We start from the raw sequence: 15,195 nt of genomic DNA on the forward strand, positions 1-15,195 counted from the left end.
AGCCCTGGAGGGCTTTGCCTGCTTTCATCACCCGCAACAATCTGATCCCCGCCGCCGTCGCCGTGCTCAACGTCGGGCTGTATGCCTACGGATTCGTCGACACCGTGCAACGCGGCGACTGGCTCGCGGCGGCGGGGAATGGCACGGCGTTGTGCGTGCTGTACTTCCCCTTCCGCTGGTGGCGGCGCGCGCCGGGCGTGGTGGTGGTCACCGGAATATCAAACTCGGCACACCGATTTCGTCGATCGACTGACCCGACTCACCAGCAGCGGCCCCTACATCGCCTGGAACATCCGCACCCGACAGTGGATCGCTGTCATCGCGCGTACCCCGCCGTGGGCTAAGCCTGGATCGGGTCGCTGGTACTTCGAGGTCCTCGTCGAAGACTCCTCGGAACCATCATTCGCACCTGGACGAGGCACCGAGTTCGACTTCGTCACCACAAGGCGGTACGGGGTTTACCGCAACAGTCCTCGCGTCGACATCGACGTCACCGCTGAACTCGTGGACCCCCACACCGGCGACAGACATCCGATGACCGACGCCCAACAGAACTCGAACCTGCGCGCCTTGCTCCGCCACCTACGAACACCAGCCGCCGCACGACTGGCGGGCACCAGGGATATCGACGCTCTGCTCGACCTGCTCGATGAGGCCGAACCACGCGGGGGCAGATGATCGCCGCAACACCGTGAAGTCCCGGCGGGACCGGACGCCCCGCCGCTTCACTCCCACTCGCAACCCCAAGAGGAAGGGAACAGCTATGCCCTCCGCCAACTTCGACGCCCTCGTCGCCGAAGCACAGACACGATACGCACCCAAGTTGATCGCCTTGGCCGAGCTCGGCTACGACGCACAGATCCGCGTGGTCGGCCACGTGAATATCTACCTGCCCGGCGGCGAAGTGCGGGGCGTGCCCGTGGAACTGCTCGTGTGCAACGGCGACGGCCTGGCGCTCGGCGAGGACTGCTGCGCTGACACCACCGACTGGTGCGCCGCGGTCTACTCCCGTCTCGACGGCTCTCCGCTCGACATCTTCTGCTACGGCGATACCGCCGTAGCAGCCGTGCAGGCCGCCACCGCGCTGTTGGACGATCCAGTCCGCATCGCGGCTCGTTCCCTCATCGGCAGCTGGCACTTCGCGATGCTGCCTGCCGCAGCGCTGGGCGACCCGAACCGCGAGGCGGCCTTGCTCGCACCGCTCACCTCCGACCGACTGATACCGACCAACGTGATAATTCTCGAGGACACGCCCGCTTGGACTCAGGGCTGCTCGACACATTCAGGCTGCTACCCGATCGAACGCGAGGCGGCAGCTTTCACTCATCGTGATTGCGCGCACGACCGACTCGCGCACTGGAGCGAGTACGGTCTCGGCGGCGACTGGTGGGCCAGCTGGACCAGTGGAGGGCCGGTGTGATGTCCGGCAACACCGGTGGTGCGCGGGCGTGGTTGTCCCTGCCCGATGGTCACTAGCGCGGTGAGCACCGAACGCGCCCGGAGCCGATGACCGGCCCTGGGGCGAGTGCGGCTCTGCGCACACAGTTGGCCGCAAACGAACCCGCACCGAGAGTGGTGCTGTCCTATGGATCGCGGATGCGGTCACCGTTCCAGCCAACACCATTCGGTCAGCGGCTGTCGGACCACATCCGGGACCGGCGAGAAATGACACGGGACCGGCGATGCGGTGACGCAGCAAGAGACCCTCGGCACTGGGATCCAGTTTCGAGGGTCTCTCTATCTGCCAAGGGCTATTCGGCGTTCAGGTACGCAATCGGGCCGCCACTGGAGACCGAGATGCGGCTCGACATGATCTGCTCGGTGCGCTCTTTCAGGCGCGGGTCGATATCCGGTGTCAGCGGCTCGCCCCAGCGGGCCAGTAGGTCGCCGGTGAACCTATGACGCGTCTCGACGTCGCCCTGCTCTTGGTAAGGATCTCCCAGTGCCGAGATGGCGTAGACCGCGACAGGTATCGTTGCGACAGTTACCGCGAACAACTCGTTGTCGAGGACGCGCTCCGGATCGCATCGCCACCAGCGCAGTGCCGCTGCCGCAAGCACGGCGTCACTAAAACCGACGGAGAAGCCGATCCAGTCGCGGTCTGGCTCATGCGAAGCGGCCGGGGCCGCAGTCCTCAGCACCGTCAGCTCGCCGGCGGCGACGCCGAGCCGCGGGCGGTTCGCCAGCGAACCGATCTGGTCGACATCGATCGGTGTTGGAACCACTCCGCAGGCGATGAGCTTCTCGAAGGAGCCTCGCGAGATCTTCAGGGCAGCGGCAGCAGCATTTATGTTCATCGATCGAGGTGTCGCAGGCGGTTGTTGCGCGAAGGTGGGCAGAGGCATGTTTTGCATCCCATCGGTTGGGTTAGGCCGTTGCGGCCCTTCGAGTTCCACCAGACCGAATCCGGTCCCGTGCATTGAACCGTGCGTTGGTTCAACGCATGGTAACTCTACACGCTTGGCCGGTCAACAACAATGCGTGTCAATCTGGATACCGCACAAGCCAGTCCGAAAGCAGGTCCGTGCTTTCACAACCTAGGTACTCACATGCGGCTTGCGCGCCGATACACACCAGCGACATCGAGGTGCGCACGAGCTGTCCCCATTCGCCGACATTGGCCCGATAGCGGATTTCAACATGGTCACCGCAGTTGACGCGCTCAGACAGAGACGACACCGCGACGATATTGGGATCCGAGTGCAGCGACAGCGCGCCGTACAAGCCAGACGTGCCGGTGGTCTCATGCGCGGTGAAGGCTTTGAATGTCTTCCCTAGTCCCGCATACGGTTCGCCCCCTACCGTCCAATCCGGCTCGTGGGCAGGGTCGTCCCAGGTCGTGTCAGCGCCGGGAAAGCGTTCTAAAAGATCCGTGTCGACGCTCTTCGAAAACCGGTTCTGGCACAGTCTTCGTGATTGACCCAGCTCGGGATCTGCTGGGGCGCTTGATAGTTGACGAGATGCCGGGTGCTCTGATCTTGGAGTGCTGAGGATCTTGTTTCCGCACCTCGACGGGCTGGAGATCGGTGCGGTTCGTGCTGCCGGTTCCACGGTCCGGATCGACGCGGCCACTGCCGAGGAACTGGCGAGGTGTCCTGGCTGCTCGACGCCGTCGCGGCGTGTTCACAGCCGGTATCAGCGGCGGTTGTCCGACACCTCGATCACGGGCCGGGAGGTCGTGATCGTACTGCGGGTCCGCCGGTTGTTCTGCGACAACTCCGACTGCGGGAAGAGGACTTTCGCCGAGCAGGTTCCGCAGCTCGCCGCCCGCTACGGGCGGCGGACGCTGCTGTTACAACGGATGTTGTGCGCGGTCGCGCTGGCACTGGGAGGTCGACCTGGCGCCAGACTGACTGGACACCTTGCCGCGAAGGTGAGTCGGATGACCCTGCTCCGGCAGATCCGAGCGCTACCCGACCCGGAACAGGTCACGCCCAGCGTGCTGGGTGTCGACGACTTCGCGCTGCGCCGCGGACACAACTACGGAACGATCCTGATCGACATGACCACCCGGCGGCCGGTCGACGTGCTCACTGACCGCACCGCCGACACCCTCGCGGCTTGGCTCCGCCAGCATCCGGGTATCGAGATCGTATGCCGCGATCGCGCCGGCGCCTACGCCGAAGCTGCCGCGAAAGGCGCACCGCAAGCGATCCAGGTCGCGGATCGATGGCACATCTGGCACAACCTCGGCGAAGCCGTCGAACGCACCGTTGCCCGGCACCGAGCCTGCTTGACCGTCGCGGTCGACCTCGATCACGAGCCGAAACTTCCTGACATCGCAGACGTCGCGGCCGGTCTGCGCCACGGGCCGAGCGAACCGCCGCTGCGGCAGGACCGCACTGCGGTCCGCACCCGCCAGCGCTACACCAACGTCCATGCGCTGCTTGCCGAAGGCGAGACCATCCGGGGCATCGGCATCCGGCTCGGGCTGGCGCGCGGCACGGTCCGCCGGTTCGCCCGCGCCGATTCCCCGGAGGAATTGCTGGTCAACAACCGAACCGGCTACCGCGCAGGTCTGCTCGACGAATTCAAGCCCTACCTGCACCAACGGTGGAACGAGGGCTGCACCAACGCCGCCAAGCTGTTCGAGGAGATCCGCTCACGCGGCTACCAGGGCCAAGCGAACATGGTCCGCGCCTACCTCCAGCCATTCCGGACGACCGCGCACATCCCGGCACCGCCACCGAAACCTCCGACAGTCCGGAAGGTCACCGCATGGATCATGACCGATCCCGCCAGCATCGACCCCGACGATCAACGACGGCTCGACGCGATCCTGGCCTACAGTCCCGAAATGGAATCGCTGACCGGCCACGTCCGAGGGTTCGCCGCGATCATGACCGAGCGCCGCGGCCGGGAACTTGAACAATGGATGAGCAGCGTCGACGCCGACGATCAGCCGGCACTGCACTCCTTCGTTCGCGGCTTGCGCCGCGATCAGGATGCGGTCACAGCTGGCCTCACCATGAGCTGGAGCAGCGGAGCGGTCGAGGGGCACGTCAATCGGATAAAGATGCTGAAGCGGCAGATGTTCGGCCGCGCCAAGCCGGACTTGCTGAGGAAGCGAATCCTGTTGAGTAGCTGACTGACACGGCGATCGGGCTCACGAAATTTGGGCTAGAACCGGTTTTCAACGAACGCTGACAATCCGCGCGATACTGTTCGCGGATCATCTTGACAGTCTTGATATTTGGCTTGCTCGCCGTCCACCGAGCGCGATGGGCTGCGGCTAACCTTGCCATCCATCGCCGCGCCATTCGGGCTTGCGGGGTAATTCCTGGCTCGATCAGCCACGCCGCGTGCGCGATGTGCTCGGCGAGCGCACGCGTGAGCGGCCACGGAGCCAGCGTCATCGTCCGACTGTCCACCAGCGCCTTCAAACCAAGCAGATACTGTGCGCCAGCGTCGATCATCTGCACCGCGTCGAACCCGGCGCCGCTCCCTTCGGGCCGGGTGAGGTTCGGGCACTCAGCGGCGAGAACTGCATCCCCTGTGCAGCAGGCGAATTCGGCCGGGCTCCACCCGTGAACTGCCGGTTCGTTGTCGTCCACGCGATATACAGGTCGCCCAGTTCGGCACTCCACTGTTCGAAAACGGCCACGGCTGCGTCGGCGATTGCCATGGACGCAGGCTATCTCGCCACGGGCAAAGCAACCGCAGCGGCGAACCGAACTCTGACTTCGGCCCTGTCCGCGAGCGCGCGGCATCCAAGTCAGCCAACGACTTGGCGACCAGTCGGGGCACTCAGGGATTTGCTAGTGCTCGGGGCCCTACCCCCGCAGCTGCGCACCGAGCTGGGGCCGCTCAGCCACGCTTGTCAGGAACGGCCACGAGTTTCATCGACCTCGGCTCGATACCCACCGCAGCCGCCAGACAGGGAGCTTCGTGATCGCCGCCCTGCATCTCTACGCCCGCCCGGCCAGCCGAGAACGCGGCCCAAACCGAGTGACCGTTAGCTACCGACGAATAGAAGCTGGTGGCAAATATCATCGCATCGACATCATCCACGCTGCCCTGCATCCCTATTGCCATGGGGGCGAAATGCTCAACGAGTGCCGCTGCTGTCGCATCCGAGTCACAAGCGTTGAGTACTATCAGTTTCGGCGGCTCGTCGGTCGCCGCACACGCCGCCGCAAATGCACTTTCGGTAACCGCAACTCCCTCGTGTTGCTCGTCCAAGTCTCGTTCGAGCGCGACTAGCTTCTCTCCGCCGTGTCCAGCGAAGTGCACTACGTGCGGGCGGAATTTTGCGATTCCTTCCTGGAGGTCCGAAGCCGTCGCGGAAAGCCTTACGTCGAACTCGATGAGGTCACGGTGCAAGGCGGTTTCCACTGCCTTGCGGATCCGGGTATGTTCTCGCGTAATCCGCAGGTCTCCCTCGGGGGAAGCGCCCAGCATCAGGATTCGGAGCTTCTCGACTTGAGGTTCGGATGATCTGAAGGCGGGGGTGGTCTTGCCTGAGATCACGTCGTACTTCGCGCCAGTGTGATCGAGTGTGCTACTGCCGAAGGGACTTTGAAGTACGTGGACCTCCCGTAGACGCATTGTCTTCAGCTTGCCGTTCGGCAACGTGTCCGTCACCTCGTCGCCGTCTTCGACGTCGGCATCTACCCTGAAAGTGATTCCATGCTGGGGGCCGAGGTCCATGGCCTCGATTTCGAACACGGTTGCAGTGCCGTCGTCTGCGACGCGGCGTAGCTTCATCTTCTTGCCCTGCTTGTTCCGCGGAACCATCCGAGCGAGCCCCTTCTACGTCGCCTTCAGCTGCCAGCAGTGTAGCCATGGACCTGGCGGTTGTTGGAGAAGTTACGACCCACGCGGCCATCGGATTTCGGTAACAGCAGCTTGAGAAGTTCCCACTGGTTGTCCTCAGAATCTGATGCCGATCACCGGCAGGCTCCGCCTCGGCGAACATGATGCCCGACCCGACGGCCTACCGGTCGTGACCGGAAATCCGATTGGGAGACATGACCTAGTGCGGAGGCCGTCTGGTCGTGCAGGATTAGGCCTACGCCCTACCGCGTCTCACTCGGTGCATGCCTCCTGCCCCAATTCCGGTATCACGCTCACGCTGGGCGGCGCTGCTGCACGCTTTGCTGCAGTACACCTTCCGGCGTCCGCTCCGCCGTGGCTGCTCAAACCTGCACGGGCACATCTGGCACTGTGTCCACGAACGCAATCCGGCAAGCCTTCCATGCTTTGTACACCAATCCGAATCGAGTTCTGGCGATTCGGTTCCGTCTCCCTCCTCGCGGAACGCCTCAATACGTGCGAAGTCGCGATCAACGAACTCCTCCAGCCCACGCACATTGCGGAGCAGATGTATCGCCTCGTTGTAGATCTGGCGAGTTCCGCTCTCTGAGTAGCCCACTTGTTGGGCGATGACGGCGAAACTTTCGTCATCGAACAATCGTCTGCGCACGACGGCGGCGGCCGTAGGACCCAGGAACTTCAGCATCCGCTTCAACTCCCGTGAGAATTCCTGGTCGATCAGGTGGTCCATGACCAATCGCGACACAGGATCCGGTGTCGAGCCTCGTCGACGGCTCATGCCTCCTCCTTCTCCTCAATCGGAGCGATAGGGTCCTCGCCTGCCAGTTCAGCAGAACCAGCTTCTGCGGAAATAGCCTCCACATCGCCTGGCGGATCATCCTTGGCGCAGTTACGGCCGTGGTGAATGCCGAACGCTGCGGCGTACGCGGCGAACACCACAGGAACATGCTCGGGCTTGGCACGCAGCAAGGCGACGACTGTCACCGCGCCAATCAGCCATACACCCGAGGTCAACAACGACCCGACATCCATCGAATTCTCCTTCTGGGCAACAAAAAAGCCCCCAGCGCTGTGCGCTGGGGGCTTCGAGAACGACAACTGGCGTGGAAACGAGAAAAACCCCAGCCGGTTGGCCAGGGTCACTCGGAGACACAACTGTCCCCTCGATCGGCGAGCTTATCACAAAGATTCAGACCGCCAGTAAAAGGCAGGTCTGCGCAGGTCAGCCCAGCGATCGCCCGAACCACGCCACCGTATCGCAGTCGCGTCGCCCCCTCGAAAACCTGGACCCCAACATTGTCTCCGCAGGTCACAAGCGTGAATTATCGGACGTCAATCAGCGGGATTTCGCCCCGCGCGCCCCGGTCATCCAGCGCTTCGGCCGCCGAGGCGGTTTGGCACTGATGTCGAGCGCCAGCGAGGAATCGAACGCAACCGCACCCGAGCCGCGATCTCGCGGGTGCGGCTGCAAAAGCTCACAGGCGGCGAGTTTCGGCGCGGCCATGACCTGCGAGCCATCCGCGATCTGATCAGCAACATGTCCGCCGGATCGCCGCAGGCCCTGATCGACTACGTCGCGTCCATGGCTGCGCAGCACGGCGTCCCGCACTCTGTCACAGGCGAGCTACAACCCTGGCCGCGACGACTGATCGACACCCTTCCCACCCTTGAACTCTGACGCCCACAGGGCCGATCCCGAAGACAGCAGCGACCCGATTTCGCGAGATGGGGTAGGGCCGGACCTCTGAAATGCGCGGGCGTGGCGATACTTAGAAAGCCCTCACCTGCCATCGCGGCGGGTGAGGGCTTTCTGGGTATCGGAAGGCTCGACGTTGGTTGATTGCTTCCAACGCGGAGTGTACGGGAGCCGGGACATGGAGCTCCCGGCCGACCGCATTCACGTCCCCACCGCCAGAACCAAGTGCACACAATTCAGAACCGAAAGCCGTTGAAATCTGGTGCTGCACAGTGGTTTTCACTTCATCCGCCTTGACCCTGAACCAATTATCGGGTAATATATGATATAGAAGATCGCGGGACCGGACACCCCGCCCTCTTCGACCCCACTCGCAAGTCACGAAGGGATTTCCCATGCTCGAATTAATGGATTGGTTCTGCGGCGCTGGCGGCTCTACGCAGGGCGCGGCGAAGGTGCCCGGTGTGCGCATCACCCGTGCGGCGAATCACTGGGGCAAGGCTGTCGAGACCCACATGGCCAACTACCCCGATGCCGATCACTTTCTCGGCGACCTGAGCACTGAAGAGGCCAAAGAGAAGATCGCGAAATGGCCTGCCGCCGACCTGTTCTGGGCCAGCCCGGAATGTCCCCAGTGGTCCTCGGCGCGTGGCAAGAAGCGCGACTTCCACAACACCATGCAAGGCGACCTGCTCGACCTCCAGCGCGACGAGGAAGCCGACCGCAGCAGGGCTCTTATGGAGGAAGTCCCGATGTACCTGCGCGGTGTGATCGAGCGCGGGGGCCGGGTCCGCGCCGGGGTCGTGGAGAACGTGGTCGAGGTCCGCCAGTGGGACCAGTGGAACCGTTGGATCGGCGAGATCCGAGCCCTGGGCTACGGGATCAAGGTCATCGCCCTGAACTCCAGCCACGCCCAGCCGGTTCGCACTCCGGTAGCCCCGCAATCCAGGGATCGGTTGTACGTCGCCTACTGGGATCTCAAGCTCGGCCGCGAGCCCAACTGGAACAAGTGGTTGCGCCCACGCGCCTTCTGCTTGGCCTGCGACGAATGGATCAACGCCCTTCAGGTCTTCAAGAAACCCAACGCCGACATGGGCCGCTACCGCACCCAGTACGTGTACCGCTGCCCGCGGGTCAGCTGCCGCAACTCGATCGTCGAGCCGCCCGTGCTCCCGGCAGCCGCCGCGATCGACTGGACCCTTCCAGGCACCCGTATCGGCGACCGAGACAAGCCCCTGGCCGACAAGACCATGGAGCGCATCCGCGTCGGCATGCGCCGCTACGCCTCAGCCATGCCGATGATGGTTCCCGCCGGAGGTACCTGGCGCGACGACGCCACCCAGGTCACCGGGCCGATGGCCGCCCGCACCACCCGCGAGAACGACGGCCTGGCGATCCCGCAGCCGTTTCACGCACAACTGCGCTCAGACCGGCCCCGCACGATCGGTCTGCACGAGCCCCGGGCCACCATCGTCGCCAACGGCTCCAACCACGGCCTCGCCGTTCCACCGCCGCTGATGGTCCCAATGGAGGGCCGCGACGGCAAAGAAGCCCAACTGGCCTCACAGCCTTTACGCACTCAGACCACCCGCAACGAGACGGCCGTGGCATTCATACCTTTCGTCGCCGAGATGCGCGGCGGTTCCTCAGACGCACGTGCTGTGACCAACCCCCTCGCCACTGTCACCGCCAGCGGCAACCACCACGGCCTGGTCACCCCGCCGACTGGGATGTCGACGCAGCTGTGGAACTCGATGCTGCTGCCCTACTACGGCACTGGCACCGCGCGCCCGGTCGCGGACCCGATCGGCGCGCTCACCACCCGCGATCGGTTCGCTTTCGTCGACACGATCACCGAGCGCGACATCGACGCCGTGCGCTTCCGCATGCTGGAGCCAGAGGAAATCCAGAACGCCATGGCATTCCGTTCCGACTACATCGTCCTAGGCAACAAACGCCAGCGAGTGCGGCAACTCGGCAACGCAGTTACCCCGCCTGCCGCCGAAATCCTCATCTCCGCGCTGGTAGAGGCCATCACCGGCGAAGGGCTCGACCGCTGCGGGCTGGCTGCCTAGTCGGACGGGGAGGGCTTGACGTCCTCGGTCCTCCCCTGCCACCTCCGTTTCGTCCGCTTACGCAGCCGCTTCCCGAGCCGACCGCCGACGTAACCAGCAGCCATCCCAACGGAGTCCAAACGGCCTCGCGGCCAGCCGAGCGGGAACGCTCAGTACAGCGCTCCCTATTTCTGTAGCGGGGCGTCACAAACAGAGGTCGGGCGGCTTGGCGAAGCCACAGTCGTGAGGCCGCAGCTCGGACACGCCAGGCCGCCCGAAAGTGCCCCACTCGCAAAAGGAAGGGCAGGAACGAGTCTAGCAACCCAGCACCGCCCGGCGCGCCCTGTCCGACCACTCGCCTCGGAAAGAGGTCATTCATGATGCCCGCCCGTACCCGAAGCCGGCTTGGGCTCTACGGGAGGAACCAGCCACAATCAAGGTGTGGGAACCCTGATCACACTGAAGGAATGGGCTGCGCTACACGGACGCAGCTACGGCTCCATCCGCAACACCTGGGTTGGCGACCCCGACTTCCCAAAGCCGAAAAAGCCCCGCTCAAGAACAGGCCTGGGCGCAGGCACCCCTGCCCTTGAGTACGACCGCGACGAACTTGACGACTTCGCAGAACGCTGGGAAGCCGCCAAGCGCCCGGCATCGTTGCCCATGCCTGACGGACCCGAGGAATACCGAACCCTCGGCGCGATAGCCCGATTGCTCGGCGTCGATGGCAAGACCGTGACCCAGTACCGCAAGACCCTCAACGAACAAGTTGACCATGCCGACCGCGGCGCACGCACCGTCTACCACACCCGAGGCGTAGTAGAGGTGCTCAACAAGCGACACGGCATGGGCATGGCTCGCCCGCGCAATGCCCGGCCTCCCGAGTAGCAACTCTCCTACCTACCCAGACAGCGGGTCACAACGCCTTCGACGAGGGGTTACTAGGAGCTTTTGAATTGCATCCCCGTCAGAGGCGAACGCCTGTCCCAACTGGGTTGGTGGTGGAACAGGCCCGAACGCGGTGTGCATGCACAGAGCAATCCCCAGGCCGCACAGTCAGCAAAAGCAAGGCTCCTGGACAAGTTTGGTTTCACCCGCCCCAGGGCGACCTACAGGCTCTTCGATCAACCATCGACTGGGGTGCTACGGAAGTAGGCCACCACCAGACCGAACACAACGCTACCGAGCGGCCTACAGTTTCCTCAAGTCACCACGGACGGGGGAACCATGAACATCGACGGCCAGGCGGAGTTCGAACGCACCGGAAACACCTACCTGCGCGTACGGGACTGCCTGCACACAATGAGCAAGCAGCCCTACATCGAGCGGCACTGGTACGAACGCGTGCTGGGCAAGGACCTGGAAAACTCGAACACAGTTTTCGACATCCTCATCGAGCACGGCTACATGCAGGCGAACGGAACGGTCACAGTCGATGTCTGGAATCGCGAAACCTGGCAGCTCGACAACATCATTGAGCCGAGCTACCTGCTGACAAACAAGGGGTGCGCGTTGGCCAATGCCAGTGCGGCCAAACCCGTGCACCGTGCCACAGCAGAAAAGGCACTCGCGGGATTCCTGGACAGAGTAGAGCAGGCCGCGGCCGATCCGATGTACTTGTGGGTGGTCGAACGCGTCGTGCTGTTCGGTTCGATGCTGGACACAACTCGGGATCGCGTGAGCGATGTCGACTTGGCTCTCAGAATCGTGCAGAACGAGTCGGTCTACGAGGCCGCAGGCGGCCACCAACTGGCGGGTTCGGTCTTCCTTTCGGAGCTGAACGGTGAGCGGCACCCATCCGGGTACCAAGGAGAAGCCGGCGTGAGAAAGTTCCTCAAGAGCCGGTCGCGAGTATTGAGCCTGGCCAGCCTGTCCGACGACGGTGCGATAGCTGGACTGCCGCCTGAAACCACCCCACATCGAGTCATCTACGAACGCGGACGTGAGAGTTAGCCACGCCAGACCTACGCGCCGACAAATCGCTGCCGACAGGTTCGTGGGCAGTCGAATGGGGCGGCGCATCTCCGGGCCATAGGCTCGGTTTGTTGTGCAGGTATGCAGGTAGAGCTGGTGCGTCCCGCTGGTGCGGCGTGGCCGCTCCAGCGGGACTGCGACGCCTGTGGTCGTCTCGGTGAACATCACCTCCGGCAAGGTAGTCGGCACCACCCACGAACCCGCGCATTGCGTGTTTACTAAGAACTTCTACCAGGTTCTGTCTGGTAGTGGCGAGTCCTGTTGCAGTGCAGGATATTTCGTCGTGGCAGCGCCGTAAATCGTGGACGACCAGATGCGGGCAGTGATCGAACCGCGACTACCGGTCAAAGCCCCGGGAACACCGGCACCAGAGCGGATGTACGATCGGCTTGTCCTACAAGGCAGCCGTCCTCTCCCCAGGCATCGCTCGCCCCGGGGCGACTATGCTCAGCGCCTGTGGAATCCCTTGTGATGGCACCGACATTTCTAGACCTCGCAGTCCTACGGGAAGCCTTGGATGAGCAGAATGTCGGTGTCCGGACGAGCAACGAACTCGGCGCGGGCCTGACCCTGGCGGAAACGCCGCTTCAGAAATTCGACCTCGGTGTTGTCGTTGTACCTACCGATGACTCCGACGGCACATCGGAGTCACGAGCTGCGATTCTGATCGAAGCCGGAATTGCCTATGCTCGCGGGCTACCTCTCCTCTTCATTGTCGACCCGTCGGACCGGGCGTCGCTGCAAGTCCTGTCCGGAACAAAAGCATGGACCGTGAGGGCACGCATCGACAACAGAGAGGCTATCCGACTCCACTTACGACTACTCATCCAATCGATAACCCGGAATCCTGATTCAGACTTTCCGCCAGTAATCGTCCACGGACCACCGGGTAAAGGCAAGTCGGAGTTAATTGCACGCCTTGTCAAGGATTCGCTGGAAGCTGGAAATACCGTCATCGCAACTTCAACCCGGTCTAGGCCACCGGTAGAGCCGAACGTGGCGGAACGACTTGAGCAGTTGCTTCATGACCGCGGGATTGCAGCTCAGCGGGAGGTGCGGACCACACGCCACGGCAACTCCGGTCGAATTGACCTAATTTTCAGTCATCCGCAGATTGACACTCCGGTCTTCGTGGAGCTGCTCAGCGGTCTCCAAGATAAGCCAAAGGCTCATGCCGAAGCGCAACTCGCCCAATACATAAGGAACGAGTCAGGCACGATCGGCCTCGTGCTGTATTATAACCTGCCGCCATCCGCTCCCGAAATGTCAGCGGTTGATGCACGGGTGTGGTCGGTGAGCATGGTCGATTTCCTCCACAAGATCGACACCGGCGAACTGGGCTCGTTCCTGCGAAGGATCCGCAACGAGACGGTGCATGGCCGATGACCAGCCTCGACTCAACGGAGATCCAGCGCATCCTCCAACTGGCTGCTGACGCAACCAATACTGACGCACAAGGAAAGGCATACGAAGAGCTGGCTCAGTACCTCTTCGAATTGATACCAGGATGCCTCGTGGAGCGAAATGGCATCAGCTACTTCGGGACAGAGCAAGTAGACCTCGGCGTATGCAACGGGAAACACCAGAACGGCCTGCACGCGCTACCGCATGTCATCCTGATCGAGTGCAAAGACTGGAGTCGACCGGTCGACAGCGCCACCCTTGGCTATTTCATCAACATACTCGCCAATCGCAGCGTCGAAGCTGGCATCTTGATCGCGGCCAACGGGGTCACGGGTGAGGTGCGGGAGCAATCTCACGCCCACGCCCTCGGCATCGGAGCAATCGCGCGCGGGATGAAGGTTCTCGTGATAACGACCCAGGAGATCAGTCGGCTTACATGCATTGAGGAGCTGGTCGATCTCCTCCTGCGAAGGTTTCTCTTGGCCCATATGCGTGGCGGACTCGGGGTGCCGTAACCCGACTTAGGCCAAGCGGCTGTCCACAGGGCACCGCCGGGCAAGCGCGTGGGTCTCGGCGAGCTGAGCGAGGGGGTACGGCGCTCTCGCGGGCACCAGCCCCTTCGATCCGCGGCGAGTCGCAGCTGGATCCGACGGCTCACGGGCAGCCCGAGCCGTCAGAGGTCGCACACCAGCTGCGGTTGGCCTGCAGCTCATCTGCACGAGCCGACAGGCTACGGCGTGAGCACCGACACAGATAACCATTAGCCAATAAGTTGCTATCCCAAAAAAAACCCGTCGGCGTGTCGGATTTCGACACGCCGACGGCTCTCAGTCCCCGGCTCGATGCCGTGAGCTGGATACTCACACACGGGTAGCCGAAACTCATCCCATTCTCATCCCATCGCCCAAGAAACCACTACGGGAAACACCAGGCCACAGTAGGAAGCGATGGGAAGTATGAAAATAGGTTACTACCTGGCAAAACAGGCCTCTACTGGGCGATCGCGAAGTTGCACTGCGCGATGATGCAGAAGTTCCTGATCCGGGCAGGATCGGTGAACGTCGTATCGGCAAAACTGGAAGCCACTCCACTCCTTGAGGGGTATCGGCGAACTGGGTCTATCGTCCCATGCGCGCGAATGGGAGCGGCTCACCGGTGCGCCAAAACGCCCACCGCGGCCCGAACGTGAGCGAGCCCCTGAACTAATCCGGCGCTATATTCCAAACATGGCAGGCAGTTGGAACACTCTTGGCAAGCAGCTGGCCGAGATCGCCAAGGAGCAAGGTCCCAAGGTGGTTCGTTCGCAGGGGCCGAAGTTGTTGGAGAGGTTGGCGTCGGCGTTAGCCGCGAAGCCGGCACGTCCGGTTCCGGTTCGCCCGACCGCGTCGACGCCCGTGCCAACAGCGCATCGCGCCCGGCAGATCGTCTATTCCCCGCAGCTAGATGGGCGCGCTGACCCGGGCGAAGTGGTGTGGACGTGGGTGCCTTACGAAGAGGACCCGAGCAACGGTAAGGACCGGCCGGTGTTGGTCGTCGGCCGTGACCGCAAGACGCTGCTTGGTCTGATGCTGTCGTCGAAACCCGAACGCGCCCATGACCGCAACTGGATCGGCATCGGCGCTGGCCCGTGGGACCACGACGGCCGACCCAGTTGGGTTCGCCTTGATCGGGTGCTTGATGTGCCCGAGGACGGCATCCGTCGCGAGGGCGCCATCCTTGAGCGCAAGTCGTTCGATCTCGTCGCGTTCCGCCTGGTCAGCGACTACAACTGGAGTTAGTCGGGGTCACCCG

13 protein-coding genes are annotated in these 15,195 nt (G+C 63.1%); 9 read left to right on the forward strand and 4 right to left on the reverse strand.

Annotation, left to right across the window (positions count from 1 at the left end):
- Positions 1-138 precede the first annotated feature (138 nt).
- Positions 139-678, forward strand: coding sequence for a hypothetical protein (locus IEX78_RS19935; RefSeq protein WP_188830545.1), 540 nt, complete (start codon positions 139-141; stop codon positions 676-678).
- Between the two features lie 85 nt (positions 679-763).
- Entirely contained in the window at positions 764-1,420 is a 657-nt protein-coding gene (locus IEX78_RS19940) for a hypothetical protein (protein ID WP_188830546.1), read from the forward strand.
- A gap of 331 nt (positions 1,421-1,751) precedes the next feature.
- Here IEX78_RS19940 and IEX78_RS19945 read toward each other — a convergent pair whose 3' ends face one another.
- Positions 1,752-2,345 carry a hypothetical protein gene (locus IEX78_RS19945; RefSeq protein ID WP_188830547.1) on the reverse strand — a complete coding sequence of 198 codons (594 nt, stop codon included), beginning with the start codon at positions 2,343-2,345 and terminating at the stop codon, positions 1,752-1,754.
- 638 nt (positions 2,346-2,983) lie between these two features.
- On the opposite strand from IEX78_RS19945, the gene IEX78_RS19950 reads away from it, so the two are divergent.
- Positions 2,984-4,588 (forward strand): ISL3 family transposase, encoded by a 1,605-nt coding sequence (locus IEX78_RS19950; RefSeq protein WP_229684122.1) that lies wholly within the window; start codon positions 2,984-2,986, stop codon positions 4,586-4,588.
- Between the two features lie 719 nt (positions 4,589-5,307).
- Here IEX78_RS19950 and IEX78_RS19955 read toward each other — a convergent pair.
- The 3 genes from IEX78_RS19955 to IEX78_RS19965 form a co-directional block, all read right to left on the reverse strand.
- Positions 5,308-6,237, reverse strand: a complete 930-nt coding sequence (locus IEX78_RS19955; RefSeq protein WP_188830548.1) for a CHAT domain-containing protein — start codon at positions 6,235-6,237, stop codon at positions 5,308-5,310.
- 813 nt (positions 6,238-7,050) lie between these two features.
- A complete protein-coding gene (locus IEX78_RS19960) occupies positions 7,051-7,419 on the reverse strand; it encodes a hypothetical protein (protein WP_188830549.1) in 369 nt (122 codons plus the stop codon).
- Between the two features lie 193 nt (positions 7,420-7,612).
- Positions 7,613-7,885 carry a hypothetical protein gene (locus IEX78_RS19965; protein ID WP_188830550.1) on the reverse strand — a complete coding sequence of 91 codons (273 nt, stop codon included), beginning with the start codon at positions 7,883-7,885 and terminating at the stop codon, positions 7,613-7,615.
- Positions 7,886-8,367: 482 nt separating this feature from the next.
- Between IEX78_RS19965 and IEX78_RS19970 the strand changes: the two genes are divergently transcribed.
- The 6 genes from IEX78_RS19970 (at position 8,368) to IEX78_RS19995 (ending at position 15,182) form a co-directional block, all read left to right on the forward strand.
- Complete coding sequence (locus IEX78_RS19970) at positions 8,368-10,047, forward strand: DNA cytosine methyltransferase (protein WP_188830551.1); 1,680 nt, start codon at positions 8,368-8,370, stop codon at positions 10,045-10,047.
- 420 nt (positions 10,048-10,467) lie between these two features.
- The gene (locus IEX78_RS19975) at positions 10,468-10,914 is read left to right on the forward strand and encodes a hypothetical protein (RefSeq protein WP_229684123.1); all 447 of its coding nucleotides are present in this window, start codon (positions 10,468-10,470) and stop codon (positions 10,912-10,914) included.
- Positions 10,915-11,253: 339 nt separating this feature from the next.
- On the forward strand, positions 11,254-11,979 hold the full coding sequence (locus IEX78_RS19980; protein WP_188830553.1) for a hypothetical protein: 726 nt from the start codon (positions 11,254-11,256) through the stop codon (positions 11,977-11,979).
- Between the two features lie 477 nt (positions 11,980-12,456).
- On the forward strand, positions 12,457-13,386 hold the full coding sequence (locus IEX78_RS19985) for a DEAD/DEAH box helicase family protein (protein WP_188830554.1): 930 nt from the start codon (positions 12,457-12,459) through the stop codon (positions 13,384-13,386).
- Positions 13,383-13,919, forward strand: a complete 537-nt coding sequence (locus IEX78_RS19990; RefSeq protein ID WP_188830555.1) for a restriction endonuclease — start codon at positions 13,383-13,385, stop codon at positions 13,917-13,919. Before IEX78_RS19985 ends, IEX78_RS19990 begins: the two co-directional genes overlap by 4 nt.
- 711 nt (positions 13,920-14,630) lie before the next feature.
- The gene (locus IEX78_RS19995; protein WP_188830556.1) at positions 14,631-15,182 is read left to right on the forward strand and encodes a type II toxin-antitoxin system PemK/MazF family toxin; all 552 of its coding nucleotides are present in this window, start codon (positions 14,631-14,633) and stop codon (positions 15,180-15,182) included.
- Positions 15,183-15,195: the final 13 nt, after the last annotated feature.

It is taken from the genome of Nocardia camponoti (genome assembly GCF_014646135.1).
GTDB lineage: Bacteria > Actinomycetota > Actinomycetes > Mycobacteriales > Mycobacteriaceae > Nocardia > Nocardia camponoti.